Here is a 17,484-nt window from a genome sequence, read left to right as displayed (position 1 = left end):
TGATGCGTTCTGCTTAACAGTCTTGCGTTCAAGGCGTCTCGTCGATCATTTTATGAATTCTTCTTGCTGCTCTTGTGTGGGCAACTTTCGTGGATTTGAAATGATTGATCAATGCGTCGCTTGAAATTATGGATTGAAGAGAGGTTGGATCCAGGTAAGCCAATAACAACAAGAAGGTGGTTTAAATGAAGAAATTCAATCTGGGTTTGTCGGCCGCCACGGTGCTGGCGGTTTCGATATTGCCCATGACTGCAAATGCCTTGGAATTCACCGGCTACTTTAGGACTGGGGTAGGGGAGGCAAAGAACGGGCCTGGCCAATCGTGTTTTCAGCTGCCCGGGGCACCCTCTAAATACCGCCTTGGTAACGAGTGTGAGCAATACGGGGAACTGGATCTGCGTCAAGATGTTTTGAAGCTGGACGACGGATCGGTTGTCAGCCTCGAGGGCATGCTTTCCCTTTACAATGAATATGGGCATACGCCCAGGTTCACCGGCGAACATGGCGAGACGCGGCTGCCACAGATGTATGCCGAGTGGAGCAACATGCCGGCGCTCAATGGCGGTTCATTGTGGGCAGGTCGACGCTATTACAATCGTAATGATATTCATATTTCTGACTTTTTCTATTGGAACCAGAGTGCTACCGGATTTGGCTTGGATGAGGTCTTGATCGGTGGCCTCAAATACAGCTACGTGTTTTCGCGCAAGGATGGTTACACCCAGAAAGACTATATCAATCGACACGACTTTACGGTGGGAGGCTTTACCCCTAACCCAGGCGGTGAGTTGAAAGTGGGTGTCAGCTATATCGATAAACCTGATGCCAATGAGGCCCACAGCGGCTGGGCGGTGACTGCTCAGCACAAGCAAAAGGACTTCCTCGGTGGCGTTAACACTTTCGCACTTCAGTATGGAGAGGGCTCTGGCACGGGCCTTGGCTATACAGGTGACCCCACGCTCAGCAGTGGCAACAAGAGTTGGCGTGTGGTGGAGTTCGTAACATGGGATATGACGGCGAAGCTGAGTGGCCAGGTTCAGGCGGTGTATCAGAAAGATTCACGCACCGACGGTGCCGATCAGAACTGGATCTCGGTGGGGGCTCGCCCGGTATATGCATTCACTCATCAGTTCAAGCTCGCCGCGGAGATCGGTCGCGACCAGATTGAGGCTCCGGGAGGCACCCGCAAGCTTGATAAGTTTACAATTGCACCGATCTGGTCACCCTCTGGCCCCGGTTTCCGAGACCGCCCTGAATTCCGCCTTTACTACACCTATGCCCGCTGGAACGAAGCGGCACAAAGGGCGGCGAGTGAGCTGGCTGCAGGATCTGCATTGTCTGACACGGGGGCCTTCGGTAATGTGTTGCATGGCTCGAATATTGGCGTCCAACTGGAATATGGCTGGTAAGCAGCCGCCCTCTCATTAGCGGCAATGCTTTAATTCCTGAGGGCTTCTGATTGGTGTGGAGCGACCTGCTGCTGAGAGACAGGTCGCCTCCACATAATATGCACTGAAGTATTTTGAGGCGAGAATTCTTAAGTTTCATATCTGTTCAACCAGAAACTTCACTGTTTCATTTACTTGGAGTCAGCTGAGAAACGGGAAGCGTTGAAGGCCCATACGCAGGCAGCGCTTCCAAGAGATTGCAAGTAACTTGTAAAAAACATCGCAATATATAATTCAAGAAGAATATCCCTGGATCTATACAGCGTTATTGGCTTGGCGTAATGGCGGGTGTCGTTCTCGGACACCGATTTAGGGCGAGAATGCTCCCCGCAGTGAGCGTCTAATGACCAAGCAACGTCGTTCCTTTTCCACTGAGAAGCGCGAAGCTGCCAGCCTGGTGCTCGATCAGGGCTACAGCCATATCGAAGCAGCCCGTTCGCTTGGATTGGTTGAGTCGGCACTGCCTCGGTGGATCAACCCGCTTTAGGAAGAGCGAAACGGTGTCACTCCTACGAGCTGACATCCGAGCAGCAAAAGATCTAGGAGCTGGAAGCCCGATTCCGATCTGGTAATCAAGGCTTTGGACATGGCCTACGAGCAGCTTGGCCGGCCTCAGAACGTGCTGTTTCACTCAGACCAAGACAACCGAAGCTTCCGTCAGCGACTGTGGCGCTATCGTTTCAAGCAGAGCATGAGCCGCCGCGGAAACTGCCGTGACTAAAACGGTTGTTTCGCAGCCTAAAGATCGAGTGGATACCCGATTGTGGGTTACATGAACGCTGCGCTGGCACAGCAGAATATCGGTCGATTTCGGAGAAGAAGCGCAACGCAGTATCCGAGTTTAGTAGACCACCACAGGGCAGCTAGATACTGGGGTTTTGGCATGTCGCAGCCAGGTAATGATGCATGAAGCAAGCCGCACTCCGGGCTTGCTTCATCAAAGATTTTCTCAGGATTTAGGGAAGCGAATCTGCTCGAATTGAGCAATGGTCGTGTCAAAGGCACGCTTGGCTGCGACTTCCAACGGCAGTTTGCGTAGTTCAGCGGAAATCACTTCGACCCCCCATGGGCCTTGGTAGCCTGCGTCGACGACATTCTGAATGAAGCCTGTGACATCGAGATCGCCCTCTCCGCAGAGCTTGCGATAGTGAGTCGAGTCGTTGAACAGGGTGCCATTGACTTCCTTGGCCGCGTCATTGAGTTCGATAGACTTGATCAGGTCTGTCGGGATTTTTTGAATTTCGTCGTTGCTCATACCGCCACGTGCGACGTGCCAGGTGTCAATCAGAATGCCGCCATTCGGACGCACATCTTTAGTTAATGCCAGAGCACGGTCGATAGTATTGATGCTTGAGAAGGGCAAAAACTCGACGACAACATTCACTCCGAACGGCTTCGCCTTATCGCAGAGGACAGCGAAGTGCTCCCTCATCGCCTCGATGTCTGGTGCGTCTTCATCAAATAGACCACCAGCGACTTTGATGTTTCGCGCATTGAGTTCGCCGGCAGCTTCCAGCAGCTCCATGCAGATCCTGTCCGATGCCGTGCGACGCTCACCGCTCAAATGCCAGTCGATCAGGAATTCGACCTCAAGGTGTTTGATGCCATTGTCTTTGAAGATATTGCGGACGGTCGAAATGCCGTGCCTTTCTACAGTGTGAAGGATATCGGCATGAACGAGCCCCATGCCTCGCCAGCCCGCCTTGGATGCGGCCTCGGCACGCGCCTGCAATGAGTGAGGGCTGAACTCGGTTGCTGCACCAGGGTAGGTATCGCCGGCGATGGTCCAGTAGGCGGCCAGAAGCTCGATATTATTGATCGACATAGGGTGTGCTCTTATTTAACTACGGTTAAGTGTTTCAAACGTGCTGCTGGTCAAGGCAGCGCCGCTCAGCCAGTTGCCGCCAAATAATGGGCATGTCCATAACGGCTGGGAGTGAGGAGGGCCACGTCACTAACCCTCGCATTCTCCTCAACTGATTGCTTCGGACTTGTGCCATTCCCGACGGGGGCGGCTTAGGCGCTGCTCCATCAACTGCTCGATCTCCTCCAATGACAAGCCCTTCGTTTCTGGCAGGCACAGTGAGCAGAAAATGATGGAGCCTATGTTGATCACTGCGAACAGGAAGAACGTCATGCCACCGAAATACGTGAGGGCGACCGGAAAGACGAAGGCAACGATTGCATTGAAGATCCAGAACATCCCAACTGAAATGCCATTCATCAAACCGCGAGCGTGGGTTGGAAAAAGCTCCGACATCAGCAACCAGTAGACCGGACCGATGCACATCTGCATGAAGAACAGGAAAAGCAGGATTCCGGAGAGTGCCAGATAGCTCTGGGCAAGTGAATTCGGCATGAAGTTCATCACAATGCCCAGGAAAATCTGAGCGATGACAACGACGCTCAAGCCGAGCAGAAGCATCGGGCGCCGCCCCATCCGACCGATCAACCACATTCCGATCAGCGTCGCGATAACAGAGATCACACCATTGCCGATAGTCGCTACCAGGGCTCCATTAGTGTCCATGCCCGTGGATTTGAGGATGCTCGGGGTGTAGTACATGAACGCGTTCACGCCGGTGGCCTGAATCATGAACCCCAGACCGATCCCGATCAGCAGAAGTTTGACCAACCACGGCTCGCTCAGCTTGCTCATCATGCTTTGATGAGTACGGTCATGGTCACACTGTTCGGTAATCTCTTTTAGCTCGTGGTCTGCTTCTTCCCTGGTATCGCGAATGTCATGCAGGATCGCTTTAGCCTCGGCGACTCGTCCTTTGCTAACGAGCCAACGTGGTGACGTAGGGACGAAGTAGGTGCCTATAAACAGCAGGGCTGCCGGAACCATCGAGATCGACAGCATGTAGCGCCAAACAGAGGGACTCTCCAAGATGTGTGCGAATAGAGCACTGGAGATGTAAGCCAGACATTGTCCTGAAACGATCATGAGTTCGCTCTGACAAACCAGACGTCCCCGGTGTTTGGGCCCCGCGAGCTCGGCAATGAAGACGGGTACGGTAGCTGAGGCGCCACCTACTGCGATACCCAAGGCAAAGCGCGTGGCAACCATTACCCACATGTCTGGTGATAGAGCGCTACCGATTGCGCCCATGGCGAATAGCAAAGCCAGCATCTTGAGTACTTCAAGACGGCCGAATCGATCCGACATATGGCCTGCGAACAATGCTCCGAATGCGCCGCCGAAAATAAGAGAGGAGGCCACCAGTCCTTCGGTCAAGGGCGTCAGCCCCAGTCCTCCTTGCGATGCTTCGAGTGTCATGAAGGGGAGGGCACCCGAGATCACACCGGTGTCGTAACCGAATGCAAGCGACCCCATGGTAGCGATGGCTGCGATGCGCCAAAGAAGGCCAGTTTTGGAGGGGGCACCAGAGGTGGCGTAATCACTAGTACGCATGACTATCTACCTTTTATTGGATTTATTTGTATGTGTGATGGATCAAGGCTACAGATGATGAAAGCGAAAAAAAATCCGCAATAAGTAAATGTGTTTTCCTCTGCGTGAAAAACTGACAGGGCTTTGGTGCAGTAAATGAAAATCAGAATTTCGATTCTGTAGCTGACAAATGGGGCCGTGAAACCTACCGTCTGGCACCTCTTACGACGGAAAATGGTACGACCCAATGCCGAATGCAGCGAGTAGCTTGAGGCGAGACCTCACTTTCACAATGCCTTTTTCCAACGTTCTGCATCTAGGCTATGCAGACAAGATCAAGGCCACACGGCTCGCTGGTTACAGTGAGCTCACGCTGCAGCCTCAAGAGATCAAGCGTCTAGTTCAACAGGGCTTTTCGATCCAGGATATGCTTGCAATCGCAGCAGATAGCGGGGTTGCTATCAATCGACTTGATCCCTTGTGTACATGGAATCCCGCGTGGCAACCTAAAAACATGGATGAGGCATTTGTCGCCGATCACGCCATGAGTGCGGAGGCGTTCTTCGAAATCTGCAGCGCGCTTGGCTGTCGGTTCATGAGTCTGAACGCTACCTTTGCACACGACGCCTATTCAGTTCAGCAACAGGTCGATTACTACGCCGGTATCTGCCAGCGAGCAGCCGAACATGGATTGGTCTGCGACCTCGAACCTATTCCGATGTGGGGCGTTCGTACTCTGCAAAACGGTTGGGATATCGTGCGCCTGGCTAACCAGGCCAATGGCGGCCTGGTGTTTGACACGCTGCATTTCACTCGCAGCAATTCGACGCTGGAGACCTTGGCAAACATCCCGGGGGAGAGGATTCATTGCGTACAGATCTGTGACGGTGTCCTCGCGCTTCCTCAGGGCTTCACGCTTGAGGAAGACTGCTTTCAGCGTAGGTGGCCTGGGCAAGGCGACTTTGCCTTAAAACCGATCGTTGCTCTGCTGGACGAAATTGGAGGGCTTAATCAAGTCGGCCCTGAAGTTTTCTCAATTGCCAATGCTTCGATGTCTGCAGAGGACATCGCCGCCGCCTGCAGGACGTCACTCGAACACTTCGTCGAGCTTCACGAAACCCCCCAGATCCTGAGTCAGTGATGGTTTCAGCGTGTCCAGTAGCGCTCGTACTCGTTGCGCTTGAAATGCTCTAGGAGAAAATCGATGAACAGTCTTGTCTTCGCAGGCATGTAGCGTCGATCCTGGAAGGCCAGGTTGATGGTAAGTCGTGGTAGATCCCAGTCATCCAGGACGGGCAATAGCCTTCCTGAGATCAGGTCGTCGTGAATGATGTACTTGGGTTGCACCAGAATCCCTGCACCCGCTAACGCAGCAGCCCTCACTATTTGCCCATCGTTGGCTTCCAGAGAGGGCTGTACCTTCACTACCGCTTTCTCATCCCCGCGAGTGAACTCCATTGTGTTTGGATGGTTTGCGAGGCTATAGATGAGCATGTCGTGATCGGCGAGCGCCTCGACCGTGCGAGGAACACCACGCCGTTTGAGATAGCTCGGAGAGGCCGCCAGCACTCTACGGGTAATAGCCAGTTTCCTGACTGCAATGTTCGAGTCTGCTTCGAACTCTCTCGTGCGCACGGCCAAGTCAATCTCACTGTCCATGATGTCGTAATAACGATTGGCACCCAGGATCTTTACCTTGATTCTCGGATACAGCTTTTGAAATTCAGGAACCACAGGGGCTAGGTGCAGCATGGAAAATGAAACGGTTGCCGTAATGGTTAACGTGCCTGTGGGCTCAACCAAAGATGCATTTACGGAGGCTTCGGCTTCGCTCCACTCTGCAAGGAGGGTCTTGCAGCGTGCATAAAAGTCATGGCCGGCGTTAGTCAGGGCAAGTCTTCTGGTATTGCGCTCGATCAGGCGCACCTTCAGCCGGGCTTCAAGTGCGGCAAGGTGACGGCTCGCGGCTGCGTTGGAAATCTCCAGCTTCTCAGCAGCTTTGCTCAGTGTCCCTAGTTCGGCAGTGTGAACAAACAGTTCGAGTTCAGTGAAGCGATCCATTCCTACTCCTGCTAGCTATCGGTGGACTTTTTCATGAGAGAAATAAAGATTTTCATTTTTAGTATTTTATTCCGTCCATCGGCACTTTAGCGTACACGACAGAACTCTGAACAGTCCGGTGCATCGGTGTTTGAGCCGTAATTTCAGCCGACAGCTATCTGCTTGCCACAGCCACAATAACAACTCGATCCAAAGGCCCCTCCATGAGAAACCTAGATGAACAGACCATTACACAGGCAGTCCTGACCCGAAACTCAGGCACTGATGATCGGCGGTTGCATGAGATTCTGACTTCGCTGGTGCAGCACCTTCACGCTTTCGCGCGCGAGACGAAGCTGACGGAGGCTGAGTGGGAGAAAGGCATCGAGTTCCTGACTGCGGTTGGCCAGATCTGCTCGCCCACGAGACAAGAGTTTATTCTGCTATCTGACACCTTGGGCCTGTCGACGCTGGTGATCGCGCAGAATCACAAGAAGCCTGAAGGCTGCACCGAAGCCACCGTGTTCGGTCCTTTCCATGTACAGAATGCACCTCGCTATGACCTCGGTGAGGACATTACTGGTGGCCTTGCCGGGACGCCTTGGTTCGTTAACGGGCGGATTCGCAACATCGATGGTGAGCCGATTCCGCACGCGGAAATCGAAGTCTGGCAGGCCGATGATGCCGGTTTCTATGACGTTCAAAAAGAGGGGCTCGAGGCCTATCACGGGCGCGCAATTCTTCAGGGTGATAGCGAAGGGCGTTATTACTTCAAGACGATCGTTCCCGAGTGCTATCCCATTCCACATGACGGTCCGGTGGGCAAAATGCTGCATGCGCTCAACCGCCATCCCTGGCGCCCGGCGCACCTCCATTTCATGATTTCTGCGACTGGTTACGAGCGATTGGTAACCCATGTATTCCGCGAGGGTGGGGAGTACCTCGATTCAGATGCAGTCTTTGGCGTGCGTTCTTCATTGATTGCTGATTGGGTGCGCCATGATCCCGGGATTGCTCCGGATGGTAGCCAGCAGGAAAAGCCTTTCTACACGCTTGAGTTCGATTTCGTTCTTAATCGCTCCGCATTCTGACCCTATTACCTGGCAGTTATTGACGGTGCCGCGTGCACCTACACCCTGGAGCATCTATGCAACCCGTAAAACACATCGTCATGTGGAATCTGAGTGGCGATACAGAACAAGAACGCACAACAAATATTCAAAAATTGAAAAATGCTTTCGAGGAAATTCGCAGCGAGATTCCAGGCCTTCGCTTGCTCGAAATCGGTGTGGATTTCAGTAAGGTCGACTATGCATGTGATGTTGTTTTGTATTCGGAATTCGACTCAGTGGAAGCGCTGGAAGGTTACGCATCGCATCCGGCACATCTACGTGTCAGGGAAGAGCTGGGAACAGTACGGATCGCACGGCACCAAGTGGACTATCTGTACTGAAGCGCCTACTCCATCTGGCCAGTTGCTGCTGATGGGAGTGGCTTGCTTTCAGGAGTGAAAGAGTCGCCTCCAACTCATCTAACCCGTATGTGGCTGCAGTCCTGGCAGTCAATTTGGAAATGATTATGAGCAAAGACCGACCGAGTTCTTATACGGCCGTCGCAAAGTGGCTGCATTGGATAATGGCGATTTTATGGATCGTGGGCTGGCTGCTTGGGATGGTCGCTGTTTACCTGCGGGATCAAGTAAATAGCGATCATGGGATCACCATTCTGCACAAAGCTGTGGCCAGTAGTTTGTTGTTCTTCATTGTTATCCGCATCCTTTGGCGCCTGTTAAATCCGCCGCCAAAATTTCCGGATAGCATGAGCCCAGCCCTACAGCGAGCAGCTCACGTCGGGCACGTTCTTCTTTACACGGTGGCGCTGGTTGCATTACCCGTTTCTGGATGGTACTGGAGCTCAGTTGCGGATAAGCCTGTTCTGGTGCTGGGGCTGTTTTTGTTGCCTCCCTTGGTGGAGGCGAACCAGGATTTGTACAGCCTGGCCAAATGGATTCACACACTGTCCGCCTGGGGCTGTGGCGTTCTCGTCGGCGGGCATGTACTTATCGCTTTGAAGCATCATTTTGTAGATAAAGACGATGTCTTGAAGGGGATGCTTCTGGGCGGGCGTTCACGAGGGCGTCGGGAAGAGGTCGGTTGACTATTGGAGCTGACGGGTAGCAATGCTCGAACACTCTCGGCGCTTCGCTCGCCATCGGCTTGGGCACATAAGCGATGATACCGGCGTTGTGACAGGCCAGGTTTCTTCTGCGGTCAGCTACTGCTGCGAAGTTCTCGAAAATCAAAGGGATGAGGGCGCGTTTTTACACACGCACACTGACCTTTCAGAGATCCTGACTGCGCATTGCCGTAGTCCGCTTACGCGAGTCGCTGTTCACCGGTGAACTGCAAGGTGATCTTGCAGCGCCGGCAGAAGTAGCGGCGGCCCTTGGCGACCAGTGCGTGGCGTTGGGCGGAGAAGGGGAATTCGCCTTGCGGGCACTGACAGCGGTAGATGAAACGGCTGACCTGGCGTCGTTTCACGTCATAGCTGTGGCAACGATGCGGCGGCAGCTCGTAGACCCCACGCATGATCAGTTGCCATTCCTCACCATGTGGCTGGATGCGCGGGCCGAACAGTTGGTGGGCGATCAGATGAGCCACTTCGTGAGCGACCGTCTGCAGCAGGAAGTCTTCCTGGTTCTCGCGGTACAGCTGCGGGTTGAAGCGCAGTTTGTTTTCCGTGAGATGAGCCACCCCGGCCTTCTGGCCGCGCAGCTTGAAACTCACCTCGGGGCGTTTGAAGGATTGTTTGAAGAAGCTTTCCGCCTGCTGATAGCAGGCTTCGACGCGGGCGTGGATCTGGTCTGGCATGGCGGCATCGGAGGCAGGTGACTGTTGCCGATTATGCCGCAGATCAACTCTTCACGCAGTGATTGCGGGCTGAACGGTGTCTGCCTTCAGCGGTAATAACGCTGTAGCGTTTCCATGGCGTGGTTGATGCTCTGCAGCTGTTGCGTGCTACCGCCGCGATCGGGATGGTGGCGGCTGACCAGTTGTCGGTAGCGCTGCCTGATGATCGACAGGTCGAGCTCGCCGGTATGTGTGTCCAGCTCAAGTACGGCGAGGGCGGATTGTTTTTCCTCGCCGCCCTGCAAGCGTATCCAGAAGGCTTCAAGCAGTTTCTGTACATCCTCCGCACCCGTATCGCGCAGGTGATCGAGGTCGAGGTAATACTCGCGCAGCGGATCGTTCTCGCTCAAGGCGCTTTCACCCGCCTGGTAAGGCAAGAGGCGAATGCACAGTGGGCTGATCTGCAGCAGTGCCATCTGTTCGGCATGCAGCTGATCACGCAGCCTGTAGAGCGTGTGAAACAGCAGGAAGTGGGTGCGAAACAGTTCCAGCGTATCGCTGGGCAGGCGCTCTGCAGTGCCTTGCCTGCGGCTCAGTCGCAGCAGCAGCTGGTATTCCGAGAGGCCTTCGGGAGCTGCATGCAGTAATTCGAGCAGCTGCGCGGCGGGGGTGGTTTCTTCGTTCATCGGCTCACCTTAATCGAAGGTCGGCTGCCTTGCATGACGAAGCGCATGGACCACTCGGCGACGGTTAGCAGGCCGTTGAAAAACGTTGACGAGGCAGCCAGCGCAAGGCAGAAACAGGCGAAAAAGCGGAGTTTACGCATTGTAAATGAGCATGACTCGCTGCGCTCGCCCTTCGGGCCGCACTGAAGTGCGTTAGCCGCAAGCGGCTTGCTAAGCCTGTTTTTAACGCCGCGATGGCAACGCAGGTAGTTTTTCAACAGCCTGTTAGCCGTTTTGTGGCTGGGGTACGCATTATTTTCTGGGTAAAATGCGCGGCTTCAGTACTTCTAGCGGATTTTTGCGCGCCATGGGCACCCTCTCGGTCAATCAGAACAAGCTGCAGAAACGCCTGCGTCGGCAGGCCGGCGAAGCCATTGCCGACTTCAATATGATCGAGGAGGGCGACAAGGTCATGGTCTGCCTGTCCGGTGGCAAGGACAGCTACACCATGCTCGATATCCTGCTGTATCTGCAGAAGGTCGCGCCCATTCACTTCGAGATCGTCGCGGTGAACATGGATCAGAAGCAACCGGGCTTTCCCGAGCACGTGCTGCCGGCCTACCTGAAATCCATCGGCGTGGCGTACCACATCGTCGAGAAGGACACCTATTCGGTGGTCAAGGAGAAGATCCCGGAAGGCAAGACCACCTGCTCGCTGTGTTCGCGCCTGCGTCGCGGCACCCTGTACACCTTTGCCGACGAAATCGGTGCGACCAAGATGGCCCTCGGTCACCACCGTGACGATATCCTCGAGACCTTCTTCCTCAATATGTTCTACGGCGGCACCCTCAAGGCCATGCCGCCGAAGCTGCGCGCCGATGACGGGCGCAACGTGGTGATTCGCCCGTTGGCCTATTGCAACGAGGCCGATATCGAGGCCTACAGCAAGCTCAAGGAATTCCCCATCATTCCGTGCAACCTCTGTGGCTCCCAGGAAAACCTGCAGCGCCAGGTGGTCAAGGACATGCTCCAGGAGTGGGAGCGCAAGTCACCGGGGCGTACCGAAATCATGTTCCGTGCCTTGCAGAACGTGGTGCCGTCACAACTGGCTGACCGCAACCTGTTCGACTTCACCAACCTGAAGATCGATGACCAGGCCACGCCGCGCTTTCTGAATGTGATGAACCTGTAATTTCGAGGGCTGGCCGCAACGATGCACGATTACCGATGGCTGCACGAGTACTGCGTAAACCGCTTCGGTTCGGTCGAGGCGCTCGAAGCGCGCCTGCCGCAGCCGGCCTCTGACAAGAAGCTGCGGGCCCTGAGCGATGATCGCTATCTGTCGATCATGAGCCTGCGCATCTTTCGTGCCGGCCTCAAGCACAGCCTGGTGGACGCCAAGTGGCCGGCCTTCGAGGAAGTGTTCTTCGGCTTCGACCCGGAAAAGGTCGTGTTGATGGGCGGCGAGCGCCTCGAGCGGCTGATGCAGGACACACGCCTGATCCGTCACCTGGGCAAGCTCAAGAGCGTGCCGCGCAACGCGCAGTTCATTCTCGATGTGGAGCGTGGCGCACTGACCGGCCCGGCTGCTGCCGTGAAGACAACCAGCCCTGAGCCCGGTTTCGCCTTTGGCGCGCTGATCGCCGATTGGCCGGTGACCGATATCGTCGGACTCTGGCACTGGCTGGCGAAGCAGGGCAGCCAGCTTGGCGGCCTCTCGGCACCACGCTTTCTGCGCATGGTCGGCAAGGACACCTTCATTCCCAGCGACGACATGGTCGCTGCGCTCAAAGCACAGAAAATCATCGACAAGGCGCCGAACAGCCAGCGTGATCGTGCGGCGGTACAGGCTGCTTTCAATCAGTGGCACGAGCAGAGCGGTCGACCGCTGTGTCAGCTGTCGGTGATGTTGGCGCACACGGTCAATCACTGATGCACCCGCATCTGTCGCGCATCGCCTCGGCCATCGCCGCTGCGCAGCGGATCCTGATCATCACTGGCGCCGGTTTGTCGGCCGACTCCGGGCTGCCTACTTACCGCGGTCTAGGCGGGTTGTACAACGGCCATACCGAAGAGGGCTTGCCGATCGAGGTGGCGCTGTCGGGCGACATGCTGCGCCGCGACCCGGCGCTGTGCTGGAAATACCTGGCCCAGCTCGGCGCCGCCTGCCTGGCGGCTCGGCCGAACGCCGGGCATGTGACGATTGCCGACTTGCAGGCCTTGAAGCCCGAATGCTGGGTGCTCACCCAGAATATCGACGGCTATCACCGTTTGGCAGGCAGTCCGGCGGATCGCCTGATCGAAATCCATGGTGAGTTGGCGCCACTTCACTGCCAGCGGTGTGGCGGCGTGGATGAGCGGCTCGCCGAGCATCTGCAGCGACCGCTACCGCCTTTGTGCGCGCATTGCGGTGGAGTGCTGCGCCCGCCCGTGACGCTGTTTGGCGAGATGCTGCCGGAGGCGGCCGTCGAGCGTCTTTGTGCGCAGTTGGAGAAGGGCTTCGATCTGGTGATCAGCGTCGGCACCAGTGCCAGCTTTCCTTATATAGTCGAGCCGCTGCTGCGCGCATGCCAGTCTGGCGGAGTGACGGTGGAGGTCAATTTGTCGCAGAGCGAGGTCAGCGATCTGGTTGACTTCAGGATGGAAGAAAGGGCCTTAGATGTTTTCCCGGAACTACTGAGTCACATAAAGCATCATAGAATTTGCAAATGGCCCTGTTAGTAGGCATAGTCGCGGCTGTTAATTTTTCACGCCACGGTCGTGCCCATGCGCAAACGCTTCGCACCCCTCGTGCCTCTCGCACTTACGATGGTTCTCGCCGCCTGCGCTAACCATGCTCCACAACCCCAGATCGACGCCCCTGTCCAGGCTTCTCTGCCTGCCAGACCGGTGGTCGCAGCGCCTGTTCTGGACAGGAACGATGCTGTCGAAGACGACGCAGTCGCCGACTTTGCCGATCACGCGCCCTATGAGCTTCCGGTTCTGGCGGATAGTGTCCTCGAGAAAGGGCTTTCCCTGGTCGGTACCCGCTACCGCTTCGGTGGTAGCTCGGTGAAAACCGGTTTCGATTGCAGTGGCTTCATCGGTTATCTGTTCCGTGAGGAACTGGGCATGGAACTGCCGCGTTCGACTCGCGAAATGATCAAGATCGATGCACCGCTGGTCGAGCGCAAAGAGCTGGAGCCCGGTGATCTGGTGTTCTTCAGCACCAATGGCCGCGGTCGTGTCAGCCATGCCGGCATCTACCTGGGGGATGATCAGTTCATCCATTCTTCCAGCAGCCGCAGTGGTGGCGTGCGGGTCGATAGCCTGGATGATCGCTACTGGAAGCGCACCTTCATCGAAGCCAAGCGTGTCCTGGCTCTCGCGCCGACCGAGCATCTGGCCTCCCAACATTGAGGTAGTGCTGTCCGGTCTTGTAGAGATCGGGCAACATCTTGATGGTTTTCAACGAACTGCAGCGTAAAGCTAAAGCTTGCACTGCAGTTGTGAACGCGGCAGAGTAGGACGCATCCAGGCTCCAGGATCGTCCGTCCATGACTGCTACCGTCCGCATCGCCTTCCTGCTTCTCGTCGCACTGCTCAGTGCCTGCTCCAGTCGAGCGCCCGTACCCGCTCCGCAACCAGTCGTTGTAGCGCCCGTTCCTGGCGGTTATCAGGGCGGTGCCGACGATGTGCTGTTTCGTGCCCTGGGTCTTGTCGGCACGCCTTACCGCTACGGCGGCAATACGCCGGCCAGTGGCTTCGATTGCAGCGGCTTGATCGGTTATGTCTACCGCGATGCGGCCGGCATTCAGTTGCCTCGCTCGACGCGTGAGCTGATCAGCATGCGAGCGCCGACCATCGGGCGTGAAGCCCTGCGCAGCGGTGATCTGGTGTTCTTCGCCACCAATGGCGGCCGGCAGGTCAGCCACGCCGGCATCTATGTCGGTGAAGGTCGCTTCGTGCATGCGCCGTCCTCGGGCGGCACCGTGCGCCTCGACAGCCTCGGCAACAGCTACTGGCAGCGCACCTACATCGAAGCCAAGCGCGTCTTTCCGGTCGAGCTGGCCAGCCATCCCTGAGTCTTCGATTGACGCTGGCGCAGCCAATCCTTACCCTTCGTCGCTTGCTTCAGGTGTCCCCGCTTTCGACCGGGGGTGAAACTGGGAAGTCGGTGCGCCACTGCTCTATAAAGCAGGCAATGCCGACGCTGCCCCCGCAACGGTAAACGAGTCAAACCGCGTTTTTTGCCACTGTATCGCTGATACGGGAAGGCGGCGCTGGTGGCCGCGTCTGGATCAGGCGCGGCGCTCGCAAGCCCGGAGACCGGCCTGTCGCTTTCCTGAGTTGCGCGGTGGGCGCGGCCGATGCGCGATCAATCCGGTCTGCGCCTGCCTCCCCTCTGTGTGAGCCTTTTATTGTTCGGCATGAGCCTGGTTCCTGCCCGACCGTTTCACCTGCGTGCGCCTGGCAGCCCGGCGCTGAGGAGATCCCATGAGCCCATCCCCAAGCCGCGAATCGACAGAGCGCGATGCTCGACACAACGCCCGCATGGCGCGCAAGAAAGCCCTGATGGACGAGAAGATCGCTCAAGCCCAGGACGAGTACGGGCTGTTGCTGGTGCACAGCGGCAATGGCAAGGGCAAGAGCAGTTCTGCCTTCGGCATGGTCGCCCGCGCGCTGGGTCATGGGCTGAAAGTTGGCGTGGTGCAATTCATCAAGGGTGGCATGGCCACCGGCGAAGAGCATTTCTTCCGCCGTTTTCCCGATGAGGTCAGCTATCACGTGATGGGCGAGGGCTACACCTGGGACACCCAGGATCGCCAGCGCGACATCGAGAAAGCCCGTCAGGCCTGGGAGGTCGCTCGGCAACTGCTGAACGATCCGCAGATCGCCCTGGTGGTGCTGGACGAGCTGAACATCGCCCTCAAGCATGGTTATCTGGATGTGGATGTGGTGCTGCGTGATATCGAATCGCGCCCCGAGCTGCAGCACGTGGTGGCCACCGGCCGTGGCGCGCCACCAGCGATGATCGAGGCGGCGGATACCGTTACCGAGATGACGCTCGTGAAGCATGCCTTCAAGTCCGGCGTCAAAGCGCAGAAAGGCGTCGAATTCTGATGAGTATGGTTTCCAGTCCCGATGCTGGCGAACGCGCGCCGCGTCACTGTCCGGCGCTGTTGATCGCGGCCCCGGCGTCGGGGCAGGGCAAAACGACCGTTACGGCTGCCTTGGCACGCTTGCACTCCCGCCAGGGCAAGCGCGTGCGGGTATTCAAATGCGGGCCGGACTTTCTCGACCCGATGATCCTGTCCCGCGCCAGTGGCAACCCGGTGTATCAGCTGGATCTGTGGATGGTCGGTGAGGCCGAGAGCCGCCGCCTGTTGTGGGAGGCCGCTGGCGAGGCTGACCTGATTCTCATCGAGGGGGTGATGGGCCTGTTCGACGGCTCGCCATCCGCCGCCGACCTGGCTCGCCGCTTCGGTGTGCCGGTGTTGGGCGTGATCGATGGCTCGGCCATGGCCCAGACCTTCGGCGCGCTTGCCGTCGGCCTGGCCAGCTATCAGCCTGATCTGCCGTTCTCCGGCGTGCTCGGTAATCGCGTCAACCCCGGGCGGCACAATGACCTGATTCGTGACAGCCTGCCGGCATCCATTCGCTGGTACGGCTCGTTGCCGCGCAGCGCCGCCATCGAATTGCCGAGTCGGCACCTGGGGCTGGTGCAGGCAGGTGAACTTGCCGACCTCGATGTACGTCTGGATACCGCTGCCGACGCCCTCGCGCAGACGGCGACCGTAACTCTGCCGCCGCCGGTGACGTTCGCGGCTCCGCCGATGTCGCCCGCACAGCCACTGCTGGACGGTGTGCGTATCGGCGTGGCCCGTGACTCATCCTTTGCTTTCACCTATCAGGCCAATCTCGATCTGCTGGAGCAGATGGGCGCGACCCTGGTGTTCTTCAGTCCGCTGGCCGATGAGCAGCTACCCGAGGTGGATAGCCTTTATCTGCCCGGCGGTTACCCCGAACTGCATCTGCAGGCGTTGGCGGCTAATCGCTCGATGATCGAGGCCATCTCGGCTCATCAGCATGCCGGCAAACCGATCCTCGCCGAGTGCGGTGGCATGCTCTACCTGCTCGATGCGCTGAGCGATGTGGCCGGTGAGCGAGCCGAACTGGCCGGGCTGGTGCCCGGCCACGCACAGATGCAGAAGCGCCTGGTCGCCCTGGCGCTGCAGGCGGTGACGCTGCCCGAAGGGTTGCTGCGTGGGCACAGCTATCACCATTCACGCCTCGAGTCCGATCTGCAGCCGCTGGCCCTCGGCGAGTGCCCCAACGACAAGCCGGTGAGCGAGGCGGTGTTCCGTCTCGGTCGACTTACCGCGTCCTATATTCACTTTTACTTGCCGTCCAATCCGGCCACTGCAGCGGCATTGTTGCGGCCATGAACGATCACGCCTTCAGCGCTGACGAGCGCGCCGCGGTCTATCGGGCCATCGCCGAGCGCCGCGATATGCGTCATTTCAGTGGCGGCGAGGTGGCGCCCGAGCTGCTGGCGAAGTTGCTCGAAGCGGCCCACCAGGCGCCCAGTGTGGGCCTGATGCAACCGTGGCGCTTCATCCGCATCACCCGGCCGGTGCTGCGTGAAGACATCTATCAGTTGGTCGAGGCCGAACGCCGGTTGACCGCCGAGGCTTTGGGCGAGCGTTCCGATGCGTTCATGCGGCTCAAGGTCGAGGGCGTTCGCGAGTGCGCCGAAGTGCTGGTTGCAGCGCTGATGGACGGGCGCGAGGCCCATGTATTCGGGCGACGCACCCTGCCGGAAATGGACATGGCGTCACTGTCCTGCGCCATTCAGAATCTCTGGCTGGCTGCTCGAACCGAAGGGCTGGGCATGGGCTGGGTATCGTTGTTCGATCCTGCGGCGCTGGCCGAGTTGTTGGGCATGCCGCCTGGCAGCAAACCCGTGGCGGTGTTGTGTCTCGGCCCGGTTGAAGCGTTCTATCCAGCACCGATGCTGGCCCAGGAAGGTTGGGCCGAGGTGCGGCCATTGAGTGAATTGCTGTTTCAGGATCGCTGGGGGAACCCATGAATAGCAGCGTGCG

Annotated in this window: 19 protein-coding genes, 1 pseudogene and 1 riboswitch; of the genes and pseudogenes, 15 read left to right on the top strand and 5 right to left on the bottom strand. The window is 57.3% G+C overall.

The genetic code is table 11. The features are described from left to right. The first annotated feature begins 185 nt into the window (after nucleotides 1-185). The 3 genes and pseudogenes from DNK06_RS05900 to DNK06_RS25270 all read left to right on the top strand — a co-directional run. Entirely contained in the window at nucleotides 186-1,409 is a 1,224-nt protein-coding gene (locus DNK06_RS05900) for a maltoporin (protein ID WP_131179107.1), read from the top strand. Between the two features lie 382 nt (nucleotides 1,410-1,791). Beyond that, entirely contained in the window at nucleotides 1,792-1,935 is a 144-nt protein-coding gene (locus tag DNK06_RS25275) for a transposase (RefSeq protein WP_242674651.1), read from the top strand. 63 nt (nucleotides 1,936-1,998) lie between these two features. Then, nucleotides 1,999-2,315: pseudogene (locus DNK06_RS25270) on the top strand (hypothetical protein); the annotation flags it as partial. Nucleotides 2,316-2,397: 82 nt separating this feature from the next. Here the strand turns inward: DNK06_RS25270 and DNK06_RS05890 are convergent. Beyond that, nucleotides 2,398-3,273, bottom strand: coding sequence for a sugar phosphate isomerase/epimerase family protein (locus DNK06_RS05890; protein ID WP_131179106.1), 876 nt, complete (start codon nucleotides 3,271-3,273; stop codon nucleotides 2,398-2,400). 147 nt (nucleotides 3,274-3,420) lie between these two features. Further along, nucleotides 3,421-4,866 (bottom strand): sugar porter family MFS transporter, encoded by a 1,446-nt coding sequence (locus tag DNK06_RS05885; RefSeq protein ID WP_131179105.1) that lies wholly within the window; start codon nucleotides 4,864-4,866, stop codon nucleotides 3,421-3,423. Nucleotides 4,867-5,137: 271 nt separating this feature from the next. Here DNK06_RS05885 and DNK06_RS05880 point away from each other — a divergent pair, with 271 nt between their 5' ends. Further along, the gene (locus DNK06_RS05880) at nucleotides 5,138-5,986 is read left to right on the top strand and encodes a sugar phosphate isomerase/epimerase family protein (RefSeq protein ID WP_207389957.1); all 849 of its coding nucleotides are present in this window, start codon (nucleotides 5,138-5,140) and stop codon (nucleotides 5,984-5,986) included. Between the two features lie 5 nt (nucleotides 5,987-5,991). On the opposite strand, the gene DNK06_RS05875 is transcribed toward DNK06_RS05880, so the two are convergent. Then, on the bottom strand, nucleotides 5,992-6,906 hold the full coding sequence (locus tag DNK06_RS05875; RefSeq protein WP_131179103.1) for a LysR family transcriptional regulator: 915 nt from the start codon (nucleotides 6,904-6,906) through the stop codon (nucleotides 5,992-5,994). Between the two features lie 203 nt (nucleotides 6,907-7,109). On the opposite strand from DNK06_RS05875, the gene DNK06_RS05870 reads away from it, so the two are divergent. The 3 genes from DNK06_RS05870 to DNK06_RS05860 all read left to right on the top strand — a co-directional run bounded on the left by DNK06_RS05870 (nucleotide 7,110) and on the right by DNK06_RS05860 (nucleotide 9,042). After that, nucleotides 7,110-7,976: an intradiol ring-cleavage dioxygenase gene (locus DNK06_RS05870; protein ID WP_131179102.1), complete on the top strand. Its 867-nt coding sequence runs from the start codon at nucleotides 7,110-7,112 to the stop codon at nucleotides 7,974-7,976. A gap of 56 nt (nucleotides 7,977-8,032) precedes the next feature. Further along, nucleotides 8,033-8,338, top strand: a complete 306-nt coding sequence (locus DNK06_RS05865; protein WP_131179101.1) for a Dabb family protein — start codon at nucleotides 8,033-8,035, stop codon at nucleotides 8,336-8,338. 125 nt (nucleotides 8,339-8,463) lie between these two features. Beyond that, on the top strand, nucleotides 8,464-9,042 hold the full coding sequence (locus tag DNK06_RS05860) for a cytochrome b (protein ID WP_131179100.1): 579 nt from the start codon (nucleotides 8,464-8,466) through the stop codon (nucleotides 9,040-9,042). A gap of 218 nt (nucleotides 9,043-9,260) precedes the next feature. Here the strand turns inward: DNK06_RS05860 and DNK06_RS05855 are convergent, their stop codons facing one another. After that, entirely contained in the window at nucleotides 9,261-9,797 is a 537-nt protein-coding gene (locus DNK06_RS05855; protein ID WP_278248832.1) for a SprT family zinc-dependent metalloprotease, read from the bottom strand. Nucleotides 9,798-9,841: 44 nt separating this feature from the next. Continuing rightward, nucleotides 9,842-10,420 carry a DNA-J related domain-containing protein gene (locus DNK06_RS05850; RefSeq protein ID WP_131179098.1) on the bottom strand — a complete coding sequence of 193 codons (579 nt, stop codon included), beginning with the start codon at nucleotides 10,418-10,420 and terminating at the stop codon, nucleotides 9,842-9,844. A gap of 346 nt (nucleotides 10,421-10,766) precedes the next feature. Here DNK06_RS05850 and ttcA point away from each other — a divergent pair, with 346 nt between their 5' ends. From ttcA to bluB, 8 genes are all read left to right on the top strand, one after another. Then, nucleotides 10,767-11,591: a tRNA 2-thiocytidine(32) synthetase TtcA gene (ttcA, locus tag DNK06_RS05845; RefSeq protein ID WP_131179097.1), complete on the top strand. Its 825-nt coding sequence runs from the start codon at nucleotides 10,767-10,769 to the stop codon at nucleotides 11,589-11,591. Nucleotides 11,592-11,612: 21 nt separating this feature from the next. Further along, a complete protein-coding gene (locus DNK06_RS05840) occupies nucleotides 11,613-12,332 on the top strand; it encodes a DNA-3-methyladenine glycosylase I (RefSeq protein WP_131179096.1) in 720 nt (239 codons plus the stop codon). Further along, nucleotides 12,332-13,120 carry an NAD-dependent protein deacylase gene (locus tag DNK06_RS05835; protein WP_131179095.1) on the top strand — a complete coding sequence of 263 codons (789 nt, stop codon included), beginning with the start codon at nucleotides 12,332-12,334 and terminating at the stop codon, nucleotides 13,118-13,120. Before DNK06_RS05840 ends, DNK06_RS05835 begins: the two co-directional genes overlap by 1 nt. Nucleotides 13,121-13,165: 45 nt before the next feature. Next, entirely contained in the window at nucleotides 13,166-13,798 is a 633-nt protein-coding gene (locus tag DNK06_RS05830) for a C40 family peptidase (protein WP_131179094.1), read from the top strand. A 137-nt stretch (nucleotides 13,799-13,935) separates the two neighbouring features. Then, nucleotides 13,936-14,463, top strand: a complete 528-nt coding sequence (locus tag DNK06_RS05825) for a C40 family peptidase (protein WP_131179093.1) — start codon at nucleotides 13,936-13,938, stop codon at nucleotides 14,461-14,463. 34 nt (nucleotides 14,464-14,497) lie between these two features. Further along, nucleotides 14,498-14,730: riboswitch (cobalamin riboswitch) on the top strand. Nucleotides 14,731-14,875: 145 nt separating this feature from the next. Then, on the top strand, nucleotides 14,876-15,502 hold the full coding sequence (gene cobO, locus DNK06_RS05820) for a cob(I)yrinic acid a,c-diamide adenosyltransferase (protein WP_131179092.1): 627 nt from the start codon (nucleotides 14,876-14,878) through the stop codon (nucleotides 15,500-15,502). A 5-nt stretch (nucleotides 15,503-15,507) separates the two neighbouring features. Continuing rightward, nucleotides 15,508-16,827, top strand: a complete 1,320-nt coding sequence (locus DNK06_RS05815; RefSeq protein WP_131179243.1) for a cobyrinic acid a,c-diamide synthase CobB — start codon at nucleotides 15,508-15,510, stop codon at nucleotides 16,825-16,827. Beyond that, a complete protein-coding gene (bluB, locus tag DNK06_RS05810) occupies nucleotides 16,824-17,471 on the top strand; it encodes a 5,6-dimethylbenzimidazole synthase (RefSeq protein ID WP_131179091.1) in 648 nt (215 codons plus the stop codon). Before DNK06_RS05815 ends, bluB begins: the two co-directional genes overlap by 4 nt. Nucleotides 17,472-17,484: the final 13 nt, after the last annotated feature.

Origin of the sequence: Phytopseudomonas daroniae, from assembly GCF_004327285.1 — a bacterium.
Taxonomy (GTDB): Bacteria; Pseudomonadota; Gammaproteobacteria; order Pseudomonadales; family Pseudomonadaceae; genus Aquipseudomonas; species Aquipseudomonas daroniae.
Note: the sequence above shows the minus strand (reverse complement) of the source record. Positions and strands in the feature narration are given on the sequence as shown.